The following is an 18,900-nucleotide window of genomic DNA, read 5'->3' as shown; positions in this document are numbered from 1 at the left end:
CGTCGGGACACCACCACGCATCCCGACGGCTGTCCCCGCCCATCGACTCCACGGTCACTCTCACTGCTACTCGCAGCGCCAGGACCACCACAGCCTGCCACACGAGCAGCCACAACCCGGCACGAACGGTGCTCCACCACGAGCACCGCCGCTCCGCCACGACAACCACACCAGACACCACCGCACCCCCAGCCCACCGGCATCACCTCCCACCCCCACGACGACCACCGCGACCCGCATCACTCCCCGGGTCGAAGCGCCGACAATACTCCTTGACGAATTGCAGCGCCACCGACCACGACCGAATCCGCCGCAACTGCGCATCCAACACCCGCCACACCCGGTCGCCATCCACATCGAGCGGGTGTTCCGGTAGGCGCGCCCACACGTCCGCGAAGCACCGCGACGGCCCGTCACCAAGCCGCGCAGCCGGTCGATCACCCGGCTCACCAGTCACGCACAGTTGCATTTCAGGAATCGAAAGCACCGTCCGATGCGGCGTCACCGACCCATCCGGATCCTCAACCGCCAAGAACAGATCCGCGAACTCGAACCCTGCACGGTAATTATCGAGCAGCGCCGCCGCCAACAGCGTGTGATACTGTAACGACGTGTACGGGTAGAACAGCGACTCGCTGAACAGCCCCGCCACGTCCGACGACAGCCATGCCTCATGCATCGCCACCGGGTCCTCGACCCGGACTAACTCCCGCACAGCCGCGCCACGACCATCCGCGTCAACCGGGCCCGACAGTACCACGTCACCAGTCAGCAGCGACACCCGCGACGGAGACTCGTGCGCAGCCAGCGTCTGCTCCGGCTCCCCGGACGGGCGGCTCAACAACGCCGCATCCCGATCCGCACCCAACGGCACCGTCTCATTCACCCGCACACCAGCAACCCAGTCACGAGCCGACGAATGCGACCGCCCACGCAGCTTGTGAACGTCATGCCGATACACCGCCAGCATCGAAACCACATCCGTCACAGCCTCACCGTCACCCGACTCTCGACCAGCGCCCGCAGTCGCCGACGAATCAGTCATCGCCACCACTCTCCTCATCCGACGCACCCGCATCACCGTCATCACCCGCAGCATCGAGATCATCAGCCACAGGTTGGCTCTGTGTCGTTCGAACCCCCGACGCCACAGGAGCTAATTCATCCAACTCCGAGCCACCACCCGATCCCTTCGACTCCGTCTGCCCATCGTCAGCCTCCACCACTCGACTCGTCCCGCCCTCCTGCTCTTGAGCCGTCCGCAACGACGACGACACCGGGTGCAGCTCATCAAGATCCTCATCCTCCACATCGTCATCGACACCGCCACCGTCAGCCCCGTCAGACCCCGTCACACCGACTCACCTCCAGGCACCGGCACGTCACCATCACGCGCCGCCGTCCGCGCCTGCAACGCCCGCACAAACTCTGCACGACACTGCTCCCGCCACACATCATCCTTCGTGTCCATCCCGCTCGTCGCATCCTGCGCGCGATTATACACGCGCCGCAGCTCAGCATCCGAATACAACGGGTTCACCACTTCAGCATCGACGATCCCTGCACCGAAATTCCGCGCACCGCCAAGCTGCATCGCATACTCATCGCTATGCGCATCCAGGTAATCGATCGCCTCAACGAGCAACCCCACGTATTCGGGCTTCAGTTCGCGGAGCGTGAGTCGCCACGTCCCCACGAGATTCCCGACGACATCCCGCGTCGCCTGCCGAAGTGGTTGCCCTTCATCCGCAGCATTCCGCGACCGCACCTGCGTATTCAACTGGCGGTAATGCGCTTCCGCCTCACCTTTCGTCACATCCACCTGCCTGCGGATGGGTGAGAAGCGAATCGGCCGGCGAATCACGCGGCCCGCCCGATTACCGAACCCGCCGAACAAGTCGTGGACAACACAGCCCGTCCCATCATCGCCCTCAACACAGCTCCCCTTCTCGTGATACCCGGCATCGAGATCGCGGTCATAGACGTCTTCGAGCATGTAATCCGCGTTCGACTCGCCGGGATGGCACACCGTCGCGCCCGCCGCCTGCACCACCCGCTCACAGCCATGGCGCAGCCAGCCCGACAACGTGAACGGCGAAATCTGCCCCGCAATCTGATTCTGCGGATCATCAGCCTCGTACCGGTCCGCCGACGCATGGTGTCGATCCGTGACGATCCCATCACCCGGTGCGAGCAAGTCGATATCCAGCCCGACGTACAGATCCGGGAACGCTGTCTCATCGACAGGACGCGGAAAGTCGAAATCGATGTCGAGGTGCGAGGCGTCGAACGCCTGCGCGTCTTGCTCCCCGTGCATCGTCACCGAGCACCTCCTGATCGGCCGCCATCAGCGGCGTGTGGGGCAGTAGTTTCAGTCACATCGTCGCTCTTCGGATCCCGTTTAGGTTCGGACGCGCTATCGGGGTCAACGTCGTCAGCCCGCACCACCGGACGCTGCCACGGCTTGCGCATTGATTCACAATCCGCAGCAACGAACGTGTCGCTCCGCGCAACCGGTTGGCGAAACCACGCCACACCCGGCAGCGGTCGCACCGCCGTCGAGTCCGGCGCGCTCACCGCGCGCGGTTGTGGGGCCAGGAAGACAGGCCACCATGACTGCGTCGCAGGATCAGTACACGTCCCGATCCGGCCATCCAAGACAAGCTCGCGCACACCGAGCGTGAAGTACTCCGTTGGCTCGTGCCGACACTCAGTGCATTTCACGTGCCCGATCTGGAAGACCGGTTGCTCAACCGGCCGGAAGGCAAACACAACGACCGGTGCGCCTTCCCGCAGTTTTTCGTCGCAGACTTCACAAACCGCGGCCCCTTCCCCGAGCGCAATTTGTTTAAATTGTGATATTTCTTCAATTAGCTGACTGTCGATGGGTTCTTGCGTGGGTGGTGTCGAGTGATTCATGGGTTCTTTCACATACTGTGGGGGACCCAGCTCGGGTGTTCCAACCACCCGGGCGCATTCTGTTACCGCTATGCCCTGTAGAACCGGGTTCCACACTATGTGGTTACTACTTGTAGTCACTTAGTAGTTACTGTATATGGTCACCATTACTGTAAACAGTATTAATATGACCATACACAGTAACAGCTAATATATGGTGGCGAAGCCAATCGGCAGATATGGTTGATGACCAGTATCGTGGACTCCTCACCGAACGTGAGCGAGAAATTATCAAAGGGGACGCCGATGTCTCCGATAACTACCGGTATAGAGTCGTCAGTCGAATCCGCACGAAGATTGAGAACGTAGATGGAGACATTGATATTTTAGCCAACAATCGGGAAGACCTGCTTAAGGAATTGCGCGAAGTCGTCTGTGAAGACGGTCAATGAATCTCCTCGATTAAACTCTCTGTTGACACCTACAGTACCTATTCGTTTTCCGGACAAGAGTGTCTCCATTTTGTGGTATTCGTACCTCTAGGCCAAATTCGGAGGAGTTGATCATCGAGTGGGGTGGACTCCTGTTGGAGGATCTGCGCGCCAGTTATGATGGTGACATCGACATCCTGAGAGGAAACTCAATGGAGATGTGCCATCTCTGACTTTCCAAAACTCCTCAATTACACCGTCAAGAACGTCCTAGTCAGACTCTTCACAGGGACAAACTGACAGACAGCATATGTCATTAGTCACTAAACACTAAGTCACTATGCTGGTTACATTCGGCAACACAATGATCTCTCTCCCTCCTCTCGTCGATAACGCCAATCGGTCTGTCGAAGACGTCTACAAGAAGATCATCCCGCAAATCGAGGAAGCACGTATCGCCACCGGCTATTTCTATCTCTCTGGCTTCGACCTGTACCGCGATGATCTCGAACAGCTTGCTGACCCAGACGAACTCGGCCATGCCCCGATTCGAATCTTGATGGGGCGACAAACGAACCGCAGTACAGCAGCGGAAATTGACGAGGGCCAAAATCTAAAGGATGAACTCAAAGACGATGTTGAAGAGAGTATTGAGGAGCTGAACAACGCCCAGTTAGGACGGTTAGATCGACTGCGAGACTTCATAGCCGAAGACAAGGTTAGCGTCCGTGTGCGAAATCCAGAAAACGGCTACTTCCACGCCAAAGGAGCCTCGTTCAGAGCACCGCAAGATGATGATGACTGGAGTACTGACGACGATACTGATACGCGTCCGTGTGCAACGATTGTTGGTTCCTCAAACTTCACCGCGAGTGGACACCGAAACAACATCGAACTGAACCTCACGAGCCAAGACCGGCCTGAAGCAGAGGCATTCGAAAACTGGTACGATAACCAGTGGGCGAATGCTGAAGACTTTAGCGAGGAAATCATCCGGATCATCGAGAACAGCGAAAAGTACCAAGACTGGCAGGAACAACAAGAAAACGAGCCGGATGATGAAGACACGCCTGATGACCTAGGGACGTACATCGAGCCGTTTGAACTGTACAAGCTTCTGGCATACGACGAACTGAGCGGGAATGTCAACATCCGCGACAGCCCGCTGTACTACTTCCAGACACTCGGATACGAAAGCGCGAAGGAGAAACTCTCTCGGTTCAACGGCTGCATCATCTCCGACTCTGTCGGGCTCGGAAAATCATTCATCGGCGGTGAACTCCTGCATGACTACCGCCAACGTGGTGACCATTGTCTCCTTGTCGTGCCTGCGAATCTCACCGAACAGTGGGAAGACCTCCTCCAAGACGACACAGACGAAGACGGGAATCCATACTTCGGACTCGACATCGATGGGACGCATTTGGACGTGATGAGCATTAGCAAGTTTCAGAACCTCACATACGATGAGGTGCAGAATCTCAAGGACGCGTTCGACGTCGTCCTGATTGACGAAGCCCACCGCTTCCGGAACCACGGGAAGTGGCGACCGAACCCAGAAGACGAAGACGACTACAAAGGCACTCGGCGGCACGCGAACTTGCGTCAGCTCCGTGGGAAAACAATGATTATGCTGACGGCGACGCCGATCAACAACTCCGCGACCGACTTAGAAAACCTCATCAGCCTGTTCACCAGCCCGGAAGAACTTCGGAACAAGGCATCACTAGACTTCGACGCCTTCGAAGAATACATTGAGCTTTCTGAGACGCGGAAGAAGATCGCCGCGGGGAAGGAGGAAGCCACCGAGGAGGAACAACGAAAAATCACCGAACAGCTCCAGCGGCATTCGGAGGAGATCTCGAAGATTCTGAATGAGGTAATGGTGCTCCGGACACGAAAGCACGTCAAAGACCAAATCCAGGATGAGGAGGACTTCGAGATGAGTTTCAAGCCGCCAACGCTCAGCAAGGAGCAGTACTCGCTCCCGGCGGCATACCAGCCAGTGTACCGGATGCTGCCGGACGTGATGGACGCGCTCCACCTTCCGCACATTACGGTGAAGAACCCGAAAGCTGGGGGGACACTGAAGGCGCTGTATAAGCTAAACCTGCTCAAGCGGTTAGAATCTTCAACATACGCGTTCGTACAGTCAATCGAAACGCTACACCGTAGCGAACGCCAACTCCTCGGCCTTCTTGATGGGCTTCCAGAAGATGAGCAGATCGATGTGCTGCGTGCTGCTCAGGACGACGAAGAATCGGAGACGCTTAATGACTTTGTAGAAGGAGATGATGCCGCCGAAGATCTCGAACAGACGCTGGAAGAGTTTGGATTCGATGCGACCTCGGTCCGTGCCGATGAAGATGCTGAGAGTGACAGTACGGACGAATTGGCAGATGCAACAATTGGTGAGGTGAAGACGTATATTCGAGAGGACCTGACGCTACTGGCGTACTTCTTGTCGCAGTTTATCGGTGATATCGCACAGGACGCCGGCGATGTGAGCGACCAAGCTGTTGCGACACGACAGTGGCTTCACGATCATAATGCCGGTGTCCTCCCAGACGTTCCCGAGGAGGAACTAAACCCGATTCTCTATCCGCGAAGTGACTTGAGTGACGTTGATGAGGAGACGCGGGAATTCTACGAAGCAGTGTTCTCGTTACGGGAGTTCCGTGACCCGAAAGTTGAGCGGCTCGCGGATGTCCTTAACGGGTATGATGACGAGAAGGTTCTCGCCTTCACCCAATACCGTGCCACGGCAGACTACGTCCACCGAACGCTTCTCAACGACCCTGACTCGCCCCTCACAGAGGCCAATAGTGCTGTAGTCAAAGGCGGTGATGAAAACAAGCAAGACGTCATTCAGCGATTCGCCCCCGAAGCCTCGGGGTACCAGCAAACGCTGGCCGAATCCGGTGAATCCGAACTACAGTACGTCATAGCAACCGACACCCTGTCGGAGGGGGTCAATCTCCAGGACGTGTCTGTCCAAATATCGTTCGATCTGCCGTGGAATCCGATGCGGATCGTTCAGCGCGTAGGGCGTATCGACCGGATCGGGAGTACCGAAGAGAAGTACGTCCACAACTTCTATCCTGATGGAGACATCGAAGCCGCCATTAAGCTCCTGAAGCGGCTACAGGCGAAGATCAACGACATTGCACTCATTGTTGGGAAAGAGAACAACATCCTGGACCCGAACGAGGACCAGATACTGGAGAAGACCGGTGTAGAAACCGAAAAGACGATTGGAGAGTTGCAGGTGGACGAGATCGAAGACTCGCTACAGAAGTCACGAGAGATCGAGGACGTGAACGAACTCGATGATACGAGTAAGAACCCGCTCCTTCGAAATGCGGGGAGTAACGAGCACGCCGCGTACGAGCGGTTCCTGCTCAAGAAGGAATTGAACGAGGAGTTCGGGCTCTCAGAAGACGACTTCGAGTACGCCGCAGACTACTTTGAGGAGTCCCCCGAGGAACGCGAACGCCTGTACACGAATATCACCGATCACGATTCCGGTCCACGCCCGGGTGTGTTCGGACTTGCACACCTCTGGTTCGATGATGACGACCGCGAATCGCCACTGGGGCGTGTCCGACGGGCCTTCTACTACAAGCCGTTCACAGACGAAGTTAAGGAACGGCCTGTCGGCACGCTTAAAATCGACCCTGAGGTGGGTGGAGAACCCATCACCGGGAATGCCGACAATGTCTTGTCCAACCGGGAGGCAATCCAAGATGTCCTTGACGACCGGCTTGAAGCGATTCGGAGCAGTCAGACTGAGCAAATATTCAAGGATGGGGCAAAGTTCTCGAAAGAGCAAGAAACGATTCTAGACTTCATCGATCGCTACTTACAACCGAACCACGGTGAGATATCCGCTCCTGTAGACGAGCACGAAACGCTTGAAGAATGGGCTGAAGACTTACGAGAACACTTACAGGACGTGAAGTTAGCCAATACTGATGAAGATCGTATCCTTCGGGAGACCTTCCGGCATAACGAGCAGTATGATTCGTTCCCAGATTGGCCACCGGTGGAGTTCTTAGAAGAGTTAGAATCGTTCCTGGAGGAGAACGTGGAAGAATCGACGGAGTACCAAGCTAAGTTGGTCGGAGAAAGTGAGGTGCAAGCCCGGTTAATGTGTTGGGGCGTTATCGGCACCTGACCAATGTTCGGTAACCTGTAGTGAGGGAACCTACGGGTAAGGCCCCTCTTCATCTAAATCGGAGTACTTCTCAAACACGAGATCGAAATAGGGATCATCCATTAGCTTTGGACTGTCTACCTGGTAAAAGTCACTGAGGATGAATTTTGTCTCTTCCTCGTTCATCCCATAGGCATGGAATGCAGCAGCGTCGATCTCTGCTTGTAACTCCCGGCGTTTTTGCGCATCAGTAGCTGGGTCAATACCTCCTAGGCGGTCGCGCATTTCGGAGAATTCGTCTCCATAGCAATTCAGTCTCGCCGCACGCTGAGAAATCCAATTAAACCAGTTGTCACTGGCAGTGAGTCGAGGAAGCTGCGTCTCATTAAGTTTGTATTGGACGATATTGGTGTCGATCTTCGTCCTCATCAGGTAGTCGATGGGGATGCTATTCAATAATCCAAGGACGACGAATAATTCTTCATCGGTAAACACCTCTTCGTAGGCGCTGTGCATCGGGTAATTACCTAGATCATCCTCTGTCGGTTCCACAACATGGGGGCGAACTGTGGCGATGCTGTGTACAGTGACGGTGTCCTTTGGAATGACACCAGCGATTAATGTTCTCTCATTGGTGCTATTCGTAATCTTTCGAATAGCGATTCGGTACTTCGTACAGTCAAGCAGCACATCTTCCTTCGATAGCTCTGGCCGACCATGTTGCTCAAGCAGACCGTTGACGAACGACTTCTGCGAGCCTGACCCATCGAACTTGTTGTAGATCGCCTTTTTCAAACTCGCATCAGGATCACGTGACCGAAAGTTCTTCATCCGAACTCTGTGTTTCGCACTTCGGCCTGGGTCGTCTTCGTCCACTCCCCAGAGAGATATAGGATTGATGTCGAAGACGGAGGTGTCATCATAGGCGAACTGGTGCATATTCTTCCCTTCGTAGATTGGGTAATCGCCGTCCTCTTGTTGTTCTATGAGGAGATCGGAGTCATTTGCCCGGTCAAGCTCCTTCATGTACAGAGAGACAAACCAATCGTCCCCAACTTTCTCTCCAATTGGAGGATGGTCTACGAATTTAGACAGCGAGTCGATCAATTCTTGTGACCGGAAGAAAGGGAAGATACGTGATTCGGGTGAGTATTCAGCAAGAACTTCTGATGGGATATCAATTGAATCTCTGTCGAAATTGATAAGTATGGAGGTATCTCCGCTTGCAAAGCCGCCGTTTACTACTTCTGTAGAGCCGGAATTTCGAAAAGTACAGATGGCAAAATGATAGCGGTCATCCACATTGTTGAAAAGGTCTTTATTTTCAAACTGGACGAAGTGCTTCAATTCAGTTTTATTGATAATATACTCCCGAAGGTCCTTGGCCGTCGCTCCAAGGAAGAAATTACCCGGCATAATCTGGGTAACATATGATTGGTCTCCAGCTAACTGGGTAACCCGCTCAAAAAACAGGAGTGAAAGGTCCGTTTCAGTGGCAACGGTCTGACCACCGACAGTGGGTTTCTGTAGTTCATACTGGTCTGATGAGTTATAATAATCAGACCGAATCTGCATATTTTTCTTGAATTCTTCATACTCGGCTGCGATGTCAGGATTCGATAGAAGCTCCTCCTCTTTTCGGTCTTTTTCACTTGGTGGTCGGGTTCTGAACCGCTCGTCGTATTTGGGGAAGAAGTGACTTCGATCAGGTGTGAGTACGTCCCAGGGTGGGTTCCCGATGATGATGTCGAACCCACCATCCCGGTAGATTGTAGGAAATTCAATCACCCAATGGAACGGGTGATATTCTTCTAGCGTCTTTTCATCAACCTTCTCGATACCAGCATCGTGGAACTGCTTGAGGATTTTTTCATTCAGCTTCTCACTGTGGGAATCAATCCGTGATTCTGCCAGCTTCCTCGCGTTTGTAGCAACTTTAGAGCTTGTCGCATCTTGGTGACGTTCAATGGCTTCGATCACCCCTTCGTACATCTCTTTGATGCCAGTCCCAGTTCCACCCCCGTAGTTCGAAAGAGATGCATCCCCACTCTCAGTGGCTACTTCTTCGACATCCGTGAACCCGATGAGTGAGTTGCCCTGTCGGATATTGAAATCGATATTCGGCAGCGGTTCGACCTCGTTGGGCTCGTCTTCAATGTCTGCAACCATTGAAAGCCATAATCGAAGTTTACAGATTTCGACCGCCCCCTGGTCAATATCTACCCCGTACAGATTATTCAGAATGATCGTCCGCTTCGCGTATAGCGATACCCCTCCCTGTCCTTTATTGACCTCTTCCAGTTCATCACGTGTTCGAGAATCTAATTCCCATCCCTTACCTTCGCTTTCGAGTTGCTGGAAGTACTCGATACACTGCATGTAGATATCCACCAACACGTCCTGTGCAGCAAGCAGGAACGCACCACTACCGACCGCCGGATCAAGGACGTGTACCTCTTTTAGGATGTCGTGATACAGCGTTTCGACGTGTTTCGTCTCCACGTTGTTAGTGGGGACCTGGCGAGTCATCGTACCGCCGTCCGCTAACGCCGCTTCATCGCTGCTGGCTTCTATCCCGGGGAATCCAAACACGTCGTCGATTTCGTCGTATTCAGCATCGACAGCGTCGTTAAGTTGATCCAGCAGGTACGGATGGATCGTTCGGCGGGACATGAACCCCGTGATTTCTTCGGGTGTGTAGTACGCACCCATTTCCTTCTGGTTCACCGTCTGCTCGAAGATGTGTCCCAGAATCGCTGGAGACAAGTTCTTTGGGTCAACGATATCCAACCGCTCGTCTACGTTCCAGTTCCAGTCCGAGAGGAAGTCCAGAATCTCGTCGAAAAGTTCGTTTGTCTCTTCAGCGGACTCACCGAGCTTCGCATCTGCGAATTCTTCCTCAACTGGATTCTTGGCGAACAATCCGCCATTCAAGTATGGAAGGCTCCCGAAGTCAGGATTCTGCTTGTCCTCAGCGAGGTAGTCGAAGAACAGTGGCCTGTAGAAGTTCTCATACCGATCTTCACCATCAGCTATGACGTCGCCAGGCTGTTCATGCAGATAGTTCGGGTTCCGGTCTAGCAGTCGTTTCTCCTGGATGAAGTATAGGAAGATCATCCGGTCAAGGATGACCTGTACGTAGCGTTGCTTCGCGTCACCGCGGTCATCCGGAATTCCGGAGACCTCCTGAACGAGATCGGTGCGAAGCTCCTCAAACTCTTCGTAGAATTCTTTGACCACCTGCTGTGTGTCGTACAGCGTGTCGTAGATTGCAGCAGACGAACCGTACTCAATCGAGTTGAGTTTCTTCAGTACAGTGTTCTTCTCCCCGCTGTCTCGCGTAAACTGATCTTTACTAAACGAGATTTTCTGGTGCTTAATACGACCGTGCTGTTGACCCTCCCAGCTTCGCGTGCGGGTAAGGAACGTGAAGTCTTCAAAATCATTCGTGGCAACGAGATTCGTATGTCGGGATCTGTTATCCGGCTTGAAATCTGTCGCCGCCTCCCCGGGTCCAGCATTAACGAGCACAATAAACTCGTCATCGGCGAGTTGGAGGACCAGTTCGTTGTCTTCCCCGAGATTAGGGCGTGGTTTCAGGCCACGTTTTTCGAACGAGTCAGCGATATCCTGTAAAGAGTCCCAGCCCGCGATATCGTTCGCGGTGATCTGCTGGAGAGCCATAGCATATGGAAGTAATGACACCGTAATGAATGTACGGATAGCAACTGTTTAGATGGAATCTCCGCGGAGACTTTTCCAACGTTGTTCGTTTGATTGATTAGCCAGTGGGTTCTCGATATTCTTACTCTGGAAACGGAGGTCCACTCTACTACCGGATTTGCTTATTAACGCCTGATTGAGTGGGGGTAGATATTGACCAGGGGGCGGTCGAAATCTGTAAACTTCGATTATGGCTTTCAATGGTTGCAGACATTGAAGACGAACCGAGTGAGGTGGAGCCGCTCCCCAATATTGACTTCAATATCCGACAGGGGAACACCCTGATCGGATTTACGGATGTCGAAGAAGTCGCTACTGAGGAAGGTGACGCTTCGCTTACGAATTATGGCGGTGGAATCGGTGAGAACGTACAAGAGATGTACAGAGACGTAATCAGATCTGTGGAGCGACACCGGGAATCCGAATCTGCTAGAGAAGCAGCTGAGGCCCGCCGCGAGGCAGAGAAACTCATCGAAGAGTATGGCCAACATCTTCATAAGAAGATTCTGAAGCAGTTCAAGGGATCTGGTGTTGAGAACATTACCTTCGACGATGTTCTGGGATACTCGCCATTTCACTGGGTGCTAGAGTTTGCGAGGGTCTACCGCGATGGTGGCTTTGACGTCATCGTCGGTAATCCTCCGTGGGATGTCCTAAGTTCGAGCAGTGACGAGTTTTTTGCACAATATAATCCCACCTTCAGAAGTCTGGATCGAGAAGAGAAAGAAGCGTTCATGGACGAGAAGCTGTCCGACCCTGAGATCAAGTCAGAGTGGGAGTCCTACCAGGAGAATATTAGGCGGCTCACCGAGTACTTCAAGAACAGTGGTGAATACACGCTTCAAACGCCAGAAGTTGCTGGCGAGACTGCAACCTACAAGAACGATCTTTCAAAATTGTTCTTTGAGCGGGTGTTACACCTCGTTGATGACGATGCCTATCTTTCACAGGTGCTTCCTGGACTTATCGTGAACGGGGAAGGGTCGAAGGATCTACGGATGCAACTTCTGAACGAAACGAGTGTTCAGTCAATCATTGAGTTTGAGAATAACGGCATTTTCGACATCCACAAACAGCAGCGATTTGCTGTAATCACTTTCAAGAACTCCGGCAGAACAGAGGATCTGTGGGGCGTCTTCGACCAGAAGGATACACGACCATTCACCAACCTGGAAGAGTTTGGACTTCACCTTCCGCGGCGGGTACTTGCTGAGTATTCGCCAGAAGCTCGCATCTTTCCATGGGTGAAGAGCCAGCGGGAGGTCGAAGTACTTGATAAGATTCTGCAACATCCCCCACTCTCCGCACAGGTAGATGATGCATGGAGTATTAATCTGCTCCCGGAAGAGCTGAATGAGACACGTGACAAGCGTAAGGGCTATTTCGACGAGGACGTTGACAACCCAGACTATCCAGTCTACACAGGGAGCAACGTCTTTCAGTACCAGTATGACGATACGCTGAGTGACGCGAATGACTCCCCTACCTACTGGAGTGTAGAGGAGGACCGAGACCCCGATAGTAGTGCAAAGCGTCGTATCCGTGAAAAGCGGTTCAACGCCGGTGAACCAAAGAAGGCACTCTACGACGACTTTGGAGGATCATCAACCAGTAAGTCACAAATTGGGTTCGTGAACGACCTTCTGACCAAACACAGAGGTGAAGAACTATCGGAGAAAGATGTCCTCTTGGACTCTTCGGAGTACCGCATCGCGTATCGTGATGTGGCCAGTTCGACAAATGAGAGAACGATGATCGCAACAGTCCTTCCGAAAGACGTTCTTTGCGTCCATACGCTTGCAACTTTCCGACCATATGAAATCAACCCTACCGAGGATAATCTAAAACAGTCGCCACTTCATGGAGTGTATGACCGACGATTCTCCGACCATGAACTGTTCGTTGCCTTAGGACTCATCAACAGCCTTTCTTTCGACTACCTAATGCGTACGAAGACCGACAAGCACCTTGTAGAGTACAAGCTCTTGGAATCCAAATTACCTCGTCTAACCGAAGGTGCTGACTGGTTTTATTATATTTCAAAGCGGGCTGCCCAGCTGAACTGCTATGGCGAGGAATTCACCGAAATGCGGGATCGGCTCGGTGGAATTAATCCTGTGACTGATGAGCAAGAGCGCCGTGAACTACAGGCCGAGATCGATGCTGCCGCATTCCATGCATACGGACTGAATCGCCGTGATGTAGAGTTCATTCTCAACGACTTCCACCGTGTCTCTGACCCGCGAATTATGACCGATGCGTACTTCGATATGGTCTTCGAAAAGTACGACGTCCTCGAACAAACCGGACCACAACCATAGTACCTTGAACTGGGTGTTCCCCTGTATCCTATCTTCTGAACTCAGTGGATATTATCTAATGCTCGACGAGTCATCGCACCGTCCACGTTAAGATATTGACGGGCTGTAGTAATGTCCTCCCAGCCAAACATTGCTCGAAGTGCTGCCAAGTCTAATCCTCTGCTGGCGTGGTGGGAAGCAGCCGTTGCTCGAAGGCCGTGTAGGGACGTATCGTTTCTGGAAAGTTGTGGTGCGAGATCAAGAGCAGTATTCAGTCTTCGTTGTAAAGTTGAGAATGAGTATGGCCAGCCACTATGTTCTGTGATTAGAAGATCAATCGCTACCCGAACCCGATACGAGAAATGGAATGGGACCGTTCGTGCGGCTGCTTCCGTTTTTGGAAGCCAATACAGATCTGCAAAATCGTTGAATTCACTATCGGGGTTATGTCGTAAGCGTTGCTCGATTGCTTGACGACAATAGCCGCAGAGATCACCGTCTCGTCCCTTCGTACATGCGTGGTGTTCGGGGATGCGGATCATCTGTCGCTCTTGGTCGATCCACGATGCGCTCAGATGTGTTGTCTCTCCAGGTCTCAGTCCGAGCCGACCTCCTATTAGAATAGCGGCCCGTGATTCGAGTCGCTGAGTGGGGTCGTCAATACGTCCTGCGCCTTCCAGCAGTAATTCAAACTCTCGTTCACTAAGCGACTTCTCTCGTGTCGGAGCCATCTACTGAAGAAAAAGACCGTAATCCTGTTTAGAAGGTCAGTACACGGATTCACCCGCTGGCGTGATGTATTGTTGGACGATATGACATTGTGCTACTGAGTGTAGTAGAGGGTGAAGAATCTGTGGAAGTAGACGGCACACTACTGTGAACGGCATAGTATGTGGATTCTGGTCGTGATGTCTTTGAGACATGAGAATCAGTTGGCCGTGTAGGAGGGGGGGGACGAACTATCAGTAATGGTTTACTGGCACATTAAGCTCTGTTTCAATCGCATCCAGAACTGTGTCTACTGTGAATTCAGAGAAGGCTTCTGTGTTGATGTTGCTGCGGACTTTGTGTGGTCGGTATGATGCGGTCTGCATATTTCGTGTACGGACAGTTCTGAGCGAGTCTCGGAGACTGGCTTCTTGAACCGGGTTATCCAGATCGTCTATGGATTCTCCTTTCGGTCGAATCCAGAGTTCCCAGTCGAATCCGTCAGAAAGTATTGCTACTGCATGGATGTCAAGGTCGCTGTTAAGATAGTTCTCCATGTCGTTCCCGGCGTTTTTGATTTTCTTTGGGGGTTTTACTTCGCCGAAAAACCGGATGTCTTGCTGCATCGCTGTCTCGATTGGAATCGAAGTAATTGCGAAGTCCGGGATGCCGCCGCCTCGTGGCCATCGCGGTGCGTACTGTTTCGGTTGTGGGCGCAACGAATACCCGAATGCCTGTCGGAGCATCGGGAATACGAGATGGTCTTCGATGAACCGCTCTGGTTTTTGGATGAGATTTTGTCCTTTGAGAAAGTATTTTCCGTCAACGACAGTGTCGAAGTGTGCGGTGCATTCGCGTGCTCCGATCTCATCAATGAAGTCCTCTAGAACGTTCAGGATGTGGTTGGCAAGTGGGTCGTGATCATCGAAGGTGGTAGATTGGTTTGTCATTGAGGTAGGTGAAGTGGCAATCGATTATTCTTCAGTACTTTTTTCGAGTGTAGCGTTAGAAATCGAAGAGGGATTGTTGCCGCTCGTAATCGTATGGTTCAGTGAGTACTCCCCTGATTGCTGAGTAATTGATCTGGGCATGCCTGTTCTCTTCGATTGCCCGATCCACGATCCAAGCTCGGAACTCTTCGTACCGGTCTGTATCATCAATGAGCTCGCTGATATCAACGGTCTGTAATTCTCCGTGGCGGGAGAAATAGATACCAACACGGGTTATTTCAGGGTACTTCCCATTGAATAACTCTCGCCCGCTTCGGGAGACTGTTTCCGAATCGTATAGTTCGCGTTGTACGTCATTCAGTACGTAGTACAACAGGAGTTGTCGCCAGAATGCGTTCGTGAATGATTTGCGCTCTGTTGTCTTGATGTCGACGAGTAAATCGTCAACGATGAAGTCGCCTTCTCCTGGGAGAATATGGCGAAAGTGTCCGAATCGAGGCTTTTCAAATACTACCTCACCGGTGCCCCATTCTTGGGTACGGAGAAGTCTGAATAGCTCTTCTATTTCATGGAGGAGTTCATTCTCAATCGCTTCACGGTTGATCCAAGTTTGGATTGCGTCAGGGGGTTGCCAGCCCGCGTTGAGCAGCGCGGCTTTCACGACACCGTCTGTATTCATTCCGGTCTCAATGAACTGATTGACTATTTTGGAGAGATCCTCATTTTCTGCCCACTGAACCGGGCTTCGTTGATCCCAGTCTGGCCTGTCTTCATTCATCACATCCCATTCATTTTGATTTGACGGGCCCGAATCACGGTCTTCCCACTTCTTTCCGTCAAAGACGGTAACTGTCACCTCCGGTATTTTACGGTATCGAGCGCCTCTAATCCATTTGTCGCCATCATCGTCTTCCAATTCTCTGGAAGAATGGATCGACGGTCGAATAACTTCCTCACAGTTCCGGTACAACCATACCTTACAGAGGAATTCGACTGTCTGTCCGATTAGTTTGTGACTGTACCCGTTGTTCGGAACCGAAAGATCACGTGAGGCGTCGGTGCCAGGGTCAGGATACGTAGAATCGATCTCATGCCGCACTTCGTCAATTTGAATGAAATCCGTCACACCGGTTGCCATACTACTGTGGGCACATACTCATGTTATCCTGATAAGACCACGCATGAATCAAGCGGGATACTATCGCATCAAAAAACGTCTTGCAGTGGTCCGGCTTGCTCGACTGTCTCGTGGGTGGTCCGGATATCGTTAAACGAGAGGTATCGGAGGGTGCAGTGGTCAGCGGGTTGAAGGACGTGCTGGAACGTTGGGCGGTTAATCTCTTCCCGGACCTTGTCCTCATCATCGTCCGGGGCGACGATGTGCATATCGACGGCGATGTTCGGAACTTTCACCATGAAGTCGGTCATGCGAAGAATGCCGCTGTAGATGCTGGTGGTACTTTCGACTTCGAACATTTTCACGATGAAATCGTCTCGCAGCCAGATCACATCTACGTATTTGATGATGCGTGTGGCGGCGGCACTGAACCCGGGGAGGTTGAGGTTCTCAACGCAGTCATCACCGAGTCGGTTCCCGTTGTACGTGCGGTTTTTGTCATTCGTGGCTACGTACACGTCGTAGCCGTGTCGCAGGCCGAGTTGAATGAGTAACCACTGGATTTCTGTGTGTTCACGCGGATCGTCATTGTCTCCACCGGTGTCTGGTGGATCGATCGTACCGCCGTTGTGAAAGTCTTGGAAGGCTTCTTCGATTGAATTGTATTCCCGGAGTAGACTACTGACTGCGTCTTGGGACACGCGAAGGAACCGGTAGGGAACCCAGTTATCCTCGTATCCAAGCAACTGCGCGATTCGTTCTCGATCAACTGAGATTTCTTGGTAATCGGTGACAGTATAGATGAATCGACTGTCAGGATTGTCCCACAGCGCGTCACCGACTGACGGGTCTTCGAAGGCAGCACCGACACGACCGGCAGCAAAGAAATCACCGTCGTTATAGAAGAGGAGTGGGTCACCAGTCTCCATTTCTTCAAAAAACGTGCGTTTCTGATTCCCATCGGTGGTACCCCAAATGCGTGCTTCGTTTTGTTTCTGAAGATCCTCAGGCGCTTCCGCAGGGATAGATACTGGTGAGGCGACGGTGTTGTTGAATCGCTGAATCCAATCGTCACCGACAGGAACGACATACAGGCGAGTCACAGTGAGTTGATACCGACTGGAATGTCTTGTAGCTTATCGGGATAAAGGGACAGAAAAGTGTAATCCAATATGATTAATCTAATTCTGGCTACAGTATATAATAGATTTGCACTACATTTGACCGGGACAGAGCCCTACCTACACTCGTCATGAATCATATGGTCTAACTGTAGTCGAACCGTACTGAACCTCAATGCAGTGCTTCTCTGAGGGAGATCGCGTCCGGGTTGATATTCCTGATGAGACAGATCTCGATCATCAGGAGTACCATGGGGAACACGGACAGGTCGTTGCAGTACTAAGTGATGATGTAGATTCGTTAACTGGTGACAAGCGGGATGCGCAACTGTATCGGGTCGCGTTTGACTCGGGTGGGACTGCTGATTTCCGGTGGCGTGACTTGCGGCCACCCCTCGACGATTCACCTAACGCATAATTGGCGGCAACTCTCTGTCTCCCTCACGGTAGTCGTCCGGGGAAAGGATCATCACTTGGCCCTGTCACAATTTCTGTATGCCTCCGGATCGCCTCCGTAGTATTGTCCCAATGTTTGGAGGCGGGACACGCTATGTTGAGACGTTGGATGCGGTGCTTGAGTTCGTGACTAATCATCAGCCGACGACAGATGAACTGGTGGGCTGGCATCGTGGTTCGTTTTCGAATGTGTCGAGTCGGGAGTCGATTATGCGGCGGGTCGCGTATCTGGAGCAGGCAGAGTTTGTACGACTGGAGAATGATCACTGGGTGCTCGGGGATGCTGGTCGGGAGTATGTGCAGCAGTACGACGTGGGGACGCTGCTGCGAATTATGTGTGAGCGGAATGTTGGGCTTCGGAGTTTGCTGTACGCGTTGTCCGCTGGACCGATGTCGATTACGGAGATCAGTGCGCAGCAGTTGGATACGCATCCGGAGTTAGGGTGGAGTCGCGGGGAGACGGATATGGCGAAGCAGCGGGCGAATTGGCTGCGGAGTATGGGTTTCGTTGAGAAGCGCGGCGATGAGTACGCGTTGACGGATGACGGCCTTCAGTTCGTCGAGAGTGCGGTGGAGGAGTGGAGTGACTCGGATTGGACACCGTTGGTGAGCGATGCTGGGATGCGTGCTGGGACGTACGACGCGACTGTTCACGCCCGTTCAGTGGATCCGGAGTTCCGTGCGATGGTACTGTCCCGTCACGACCGGACGTGTCCGATTTCCGGCGTGGATCATCCTGGACTGTTGGACGTAGCGCACGTCCTTTCGTGGAGTGACTATCCGGATCACCGGGCTGACCTCTCGAACGTACTGGCGCTCAGTAAGACGCATCACGCGGCGTTCGATCGGGAGCTGTTCACTATTGATCAGGACTACCGGTTGCGGGTGAACCCAGAGTTTAAAACACAGAGTGAGGTGCTCCAGGAGACGATTCTTGACCGTGCAGGGGAGCGAATCTCGATCCCGGATGATAGCTTGAAGCCGCAGTATGTTGCGCAGCACAACGCAGCGCTTGAGTGGGTGTGAAAACAGGGTTTGAG

The 18,900-nt window shown here is 52.8% G+C and carries 14 protein-coding genes; 5 read left to right on the top strand and 9 right to left on the bottom strand.

Annotation, left to right across the window (positions count from 1 at the left end):
- Nucleotides 1–202: 202 nt before the first annotated feature.
- Genes N5098_RS14910 through N5098_RS14895 form a run of 4 tightly spaced genes read right to left on the bottom strand, consistent with a single transcriptional unit; the run spans nt 203 to nt 2,919 of the window.
- Nucleotides 203–1,063 (bottom strand): DUF8168 family protein, encoded by an 861-nt coding sequence (locus N5098_RS14910; protein ID WP_267638685.1) that lies wholly within the window; start codon nt 1,061–1,063, stop codon nt 203–205.
- Nucleotides 1,038–1,355: a hypothetical protein gene (locus N5098_RS14905; RefSeq protein ID WP_267638684.1), complete on the bottom strand. Its 318-nt coding sequence runs from the start codon at nt 1,353–1,355 to the stop codon at nt 1,038–1,040. The genes N5098_RS14910 and N5098_RS14905 overlap by 26 nt, the downstream gene beginning before the upstream one ends.
- On the bottom strand, nt 1,352–2,317 hold the full coding sequence (locus tag N5098_RS14900) for a hypothetical protein (RefSeq protein ID WP_267638683.1): 966 nt from the start codon (nt 2,315–2,317) through the stop codon (nt 1,352–1,354). Before N5098_RS14900 ends, N5098_RS14905 begins: the two co-directional genes overlap by 4 nt.
- 2 nt (nt 2,318–2,319) lie before the next feature.
- Complete coding sequence (locus N5098_RS14895; RefSeq protein WP_267638682.1) at nt 2,320–2,919, bottom strand: DUF8112 family protein; 600 nt, start codon at nt 2,917–2,919, stop codon at nt 2,320–2,322.
- 218 nt (nt 2,920–3,137) lie between these two features.
- On the opposite strand from N5098_RS14895, the gene N5098_RS14890 reads away from it, so the two are divergent.
- Both N5098_RS14890 and N5098_RS14885 read left to right on the top strand, forming a co-directional pair.
- Nucleotides 3,138–3,350 (top strand): hypothetical protein, encoded by a 213-nt coding sequence (locus N5098_RS14890; protein ID WP_267638681.1) that lies wholly within the window; start codon nt 3,138–3,140, stop codon nt 3,348–3,350.
- Between the two features lie 343 nt (nt 3,351–3,693).
- Nucleotides 3,694–7,506: a helicase-related protein gene (locus N5098_RS14885; protein WP_267638680.1), complete on the top strand. Its 3,813-nt coding sequence runs from the start codon at nt 3,694–3,696 to the stop codon at nt 7,504–7,506.
- 30 nt (nt 7,507–7,536) lie between these two features.
- Here the strand turns inward: N5098_RS14885 and N5098_RS14880 are convergent, their stop codons facing one another.
- Nucleotides 7,537–11,169: an Eco57I restriction-modification methylase domain-containing protein gene (locus tag N5098_RS14880; RefSeq protein ID WP_267638679.1), complete on the bottom strand. Its 3,633-nt coding sequence runs from the start codon at nt 11,167–11,169 to the stop codon at nt 7,537–7,539.
- Nucleotides 11,170–11,348: 179 nt separating this feature from the next.
- Here N5098_RS14880 and N5098_RS14875 point away from each other — a divergent pair, with 179 nt between their 5' ends.
- Nucleotides 11,349–13,529 (top strand): Eco57I restriction-modification methylase domain-containing protein, encoded by a 2,181-nt coding sequence (locus N5098_RS14875; RefSeq protein ID WP_382231189.1) that lies wholly within the window; start codon nt 11,349–11,351, stop codon nt 13,527–13,529.
- 41 nt (nt 13,530–13,570) lie between these two features.
- Here the strand turns inward: N5098_RS14875 and N5098_RS14870 are convergent, their stop codons facing one another.
- From N5098_RS14870 to N5098_RS14855, 4 genes are all read right to left on the bottom strand, one after another.
- A complete protein-coding gene (locus tag N5098_RS14870; RefSeq protein ID WP_267638677.1) occupies nt 13,571–14,239 on the bottom strand; it encodes a tyrosine-type recombinase/integrase in 669 nt (222 codons plus the stop codon).
- A 231-nt stretch (nt 14,240–14,470) separates the two neighbouring features.
- A complete protein-coding gene (locus N5098_RS14865) occupies nt 14,471–15,166 on the bottom strand; it encodes a hypothetical protein (protein ID WP_267638676.1) in 696 nt (231 codons plus the stop codon).
- A gap of 55 nt (nt 15,167–15,221) precedes the next feature.
- A complete protein-coding gene (locus N5098_RS14860) occupies nt 15,222–16,292 on the bottom strand; it encodes a hypothetical protein (RefSeq protein ID WP_267638675.1) in 1,071 nt (356 codons plus the stop codon).
- 80 nt (nt 16,293–16,372) lie between these two features.
- Nucleotides 16,373–17,386, bottom strand: a complete 1,014-nt coding sequence (locus N5098_RS14855) for a type II restriction enzyme NmeDI-related protein (RefSeq protein WP_267638674.1) — start codon at nt 17,384–17,386, stop codon at nt 16,373–16,375.
- Nucleotides 17,387–17,579: 193 nt separating this feature from the next.
- Here N5098_RS14855 and N5098_RS14850 point away from each other — a divergent pair, with 193 nt between their 5' ends.
- Together N5098_RS14850 and N5098_RS14845 are read left to right on the top strand one after the other, a co-directional pair.
- Complete coding sequence (locus N5098_RS14850; RefSeq protein ID WP_267638673.1) at nt 17,580–17,822, top strand: DUF8139 family protein; 243 nt, start codon at nt 17,580–17,582, stop codon at nt 17,820–17,822.
- Nucleotides 17,823–17,899: 77 nt separating this feature from the next.
- Complete coding sequence (locus N5098_RS14845) at nt 17,900–18,886, top strand: HNH endonuclease (protein WP_267638672.1); 987 nt, start codon at nt 17,900–17,902, stop codon at nt 18,884–18,886.
- Nucleotides 18,887–18,900 lie beyond the last annotated feature (14 nt).

This window comes from Halovenus rubra (assembly GCF_026586665.1).
In the GTDB taxonomy this organism is placed as follows: Archaea; Halobacteriota; Halobacteria; order Halobacteriales; family Haloarculaceae; genus Halovenus; species Halovenus rubra.
Note: the sequence above shows the minus strand (reverse complement) of the source record. Positions and strands in the feature narration are given on the sequence as shown.

What these genes read in the sequence shown, in the direction of transcription:
- N5098_RS14880 (WP_267638679.1), bottom strand. Translation starts at nt 11,169, where the DNA reads ATGGCTCTCCAGCAGATCACCGCGAACGATATCGCGGGCTGGGACTCT.
- N5098_RS14850 (WP_267638673.1), top strand. Translation starts at nt 17,580, where the DNA reads ATGCAGTGCTTCTCTGAGGGAGATCGCGTCCGGGTTGATATTCCTGAT.
- N5098_RS14900 (WP_267638683.1), bottom strand. Translation starts at nt 2,317, where the DNA reads ATGCACGGGGAGCAAGACGCGCAGGCGTTCGACGCCTCGCACCTCGAC.
- N5098_RS14865 (WP_267638676.1), bottom strand. Translation starts at nt 15,166, where the DNA reads ATGACAAACCAATCTACCACCTTCGATGATCACGACCCACTTGCCAAC.
- N5098_RS14870 (WP_267638677.1), bottom strand. Translation starts at nt 14,239, where the DNA reads ATGGCTCCGACACGAGAGAAGTCGCTTAGTGAACGAGAGTTTGAATTA.
- N5098_RS14895 (WP_267638682.1), bottom strand. Translation starts at nt 2,919, where the DNA reads ATGAATCACTCGACACCACCCACGCAAGAACCCATCGACAGTCAGCTA.
- N5098_RS14885 (WP_267638680.1), top strand. Translation starts at nt 3,694, where the DNA reads ATGATCTCTCTCCCTCCTCTCGTCGATAACGCCAATCGGTCTGTCGAA.
- N5098_RS14910 (WP_267638685.1), bottom strand. Translation starts at nt 1,063, where the DNA reads ATGAGGAGAGTGGTGGCGATGACTGATTCGTCGGCGACTGCGGGCGCT.
- N5098_RS14845 (WP_267638672.1), top strand. Translation starts at nt 17,900, where the DNA reads ATGCCTCCGGATCGCCTCCGTAGTATTGTCCCAATGTTTGGAGGCGGG.
- N5098_RS14890 (WP_267638681.1), top strand. Translation starts at nt 3,138, where the DNA reads ATGGTTGATGACCAGTATCGTGGACTCCTCACCGAACGTGAGCGAGAA.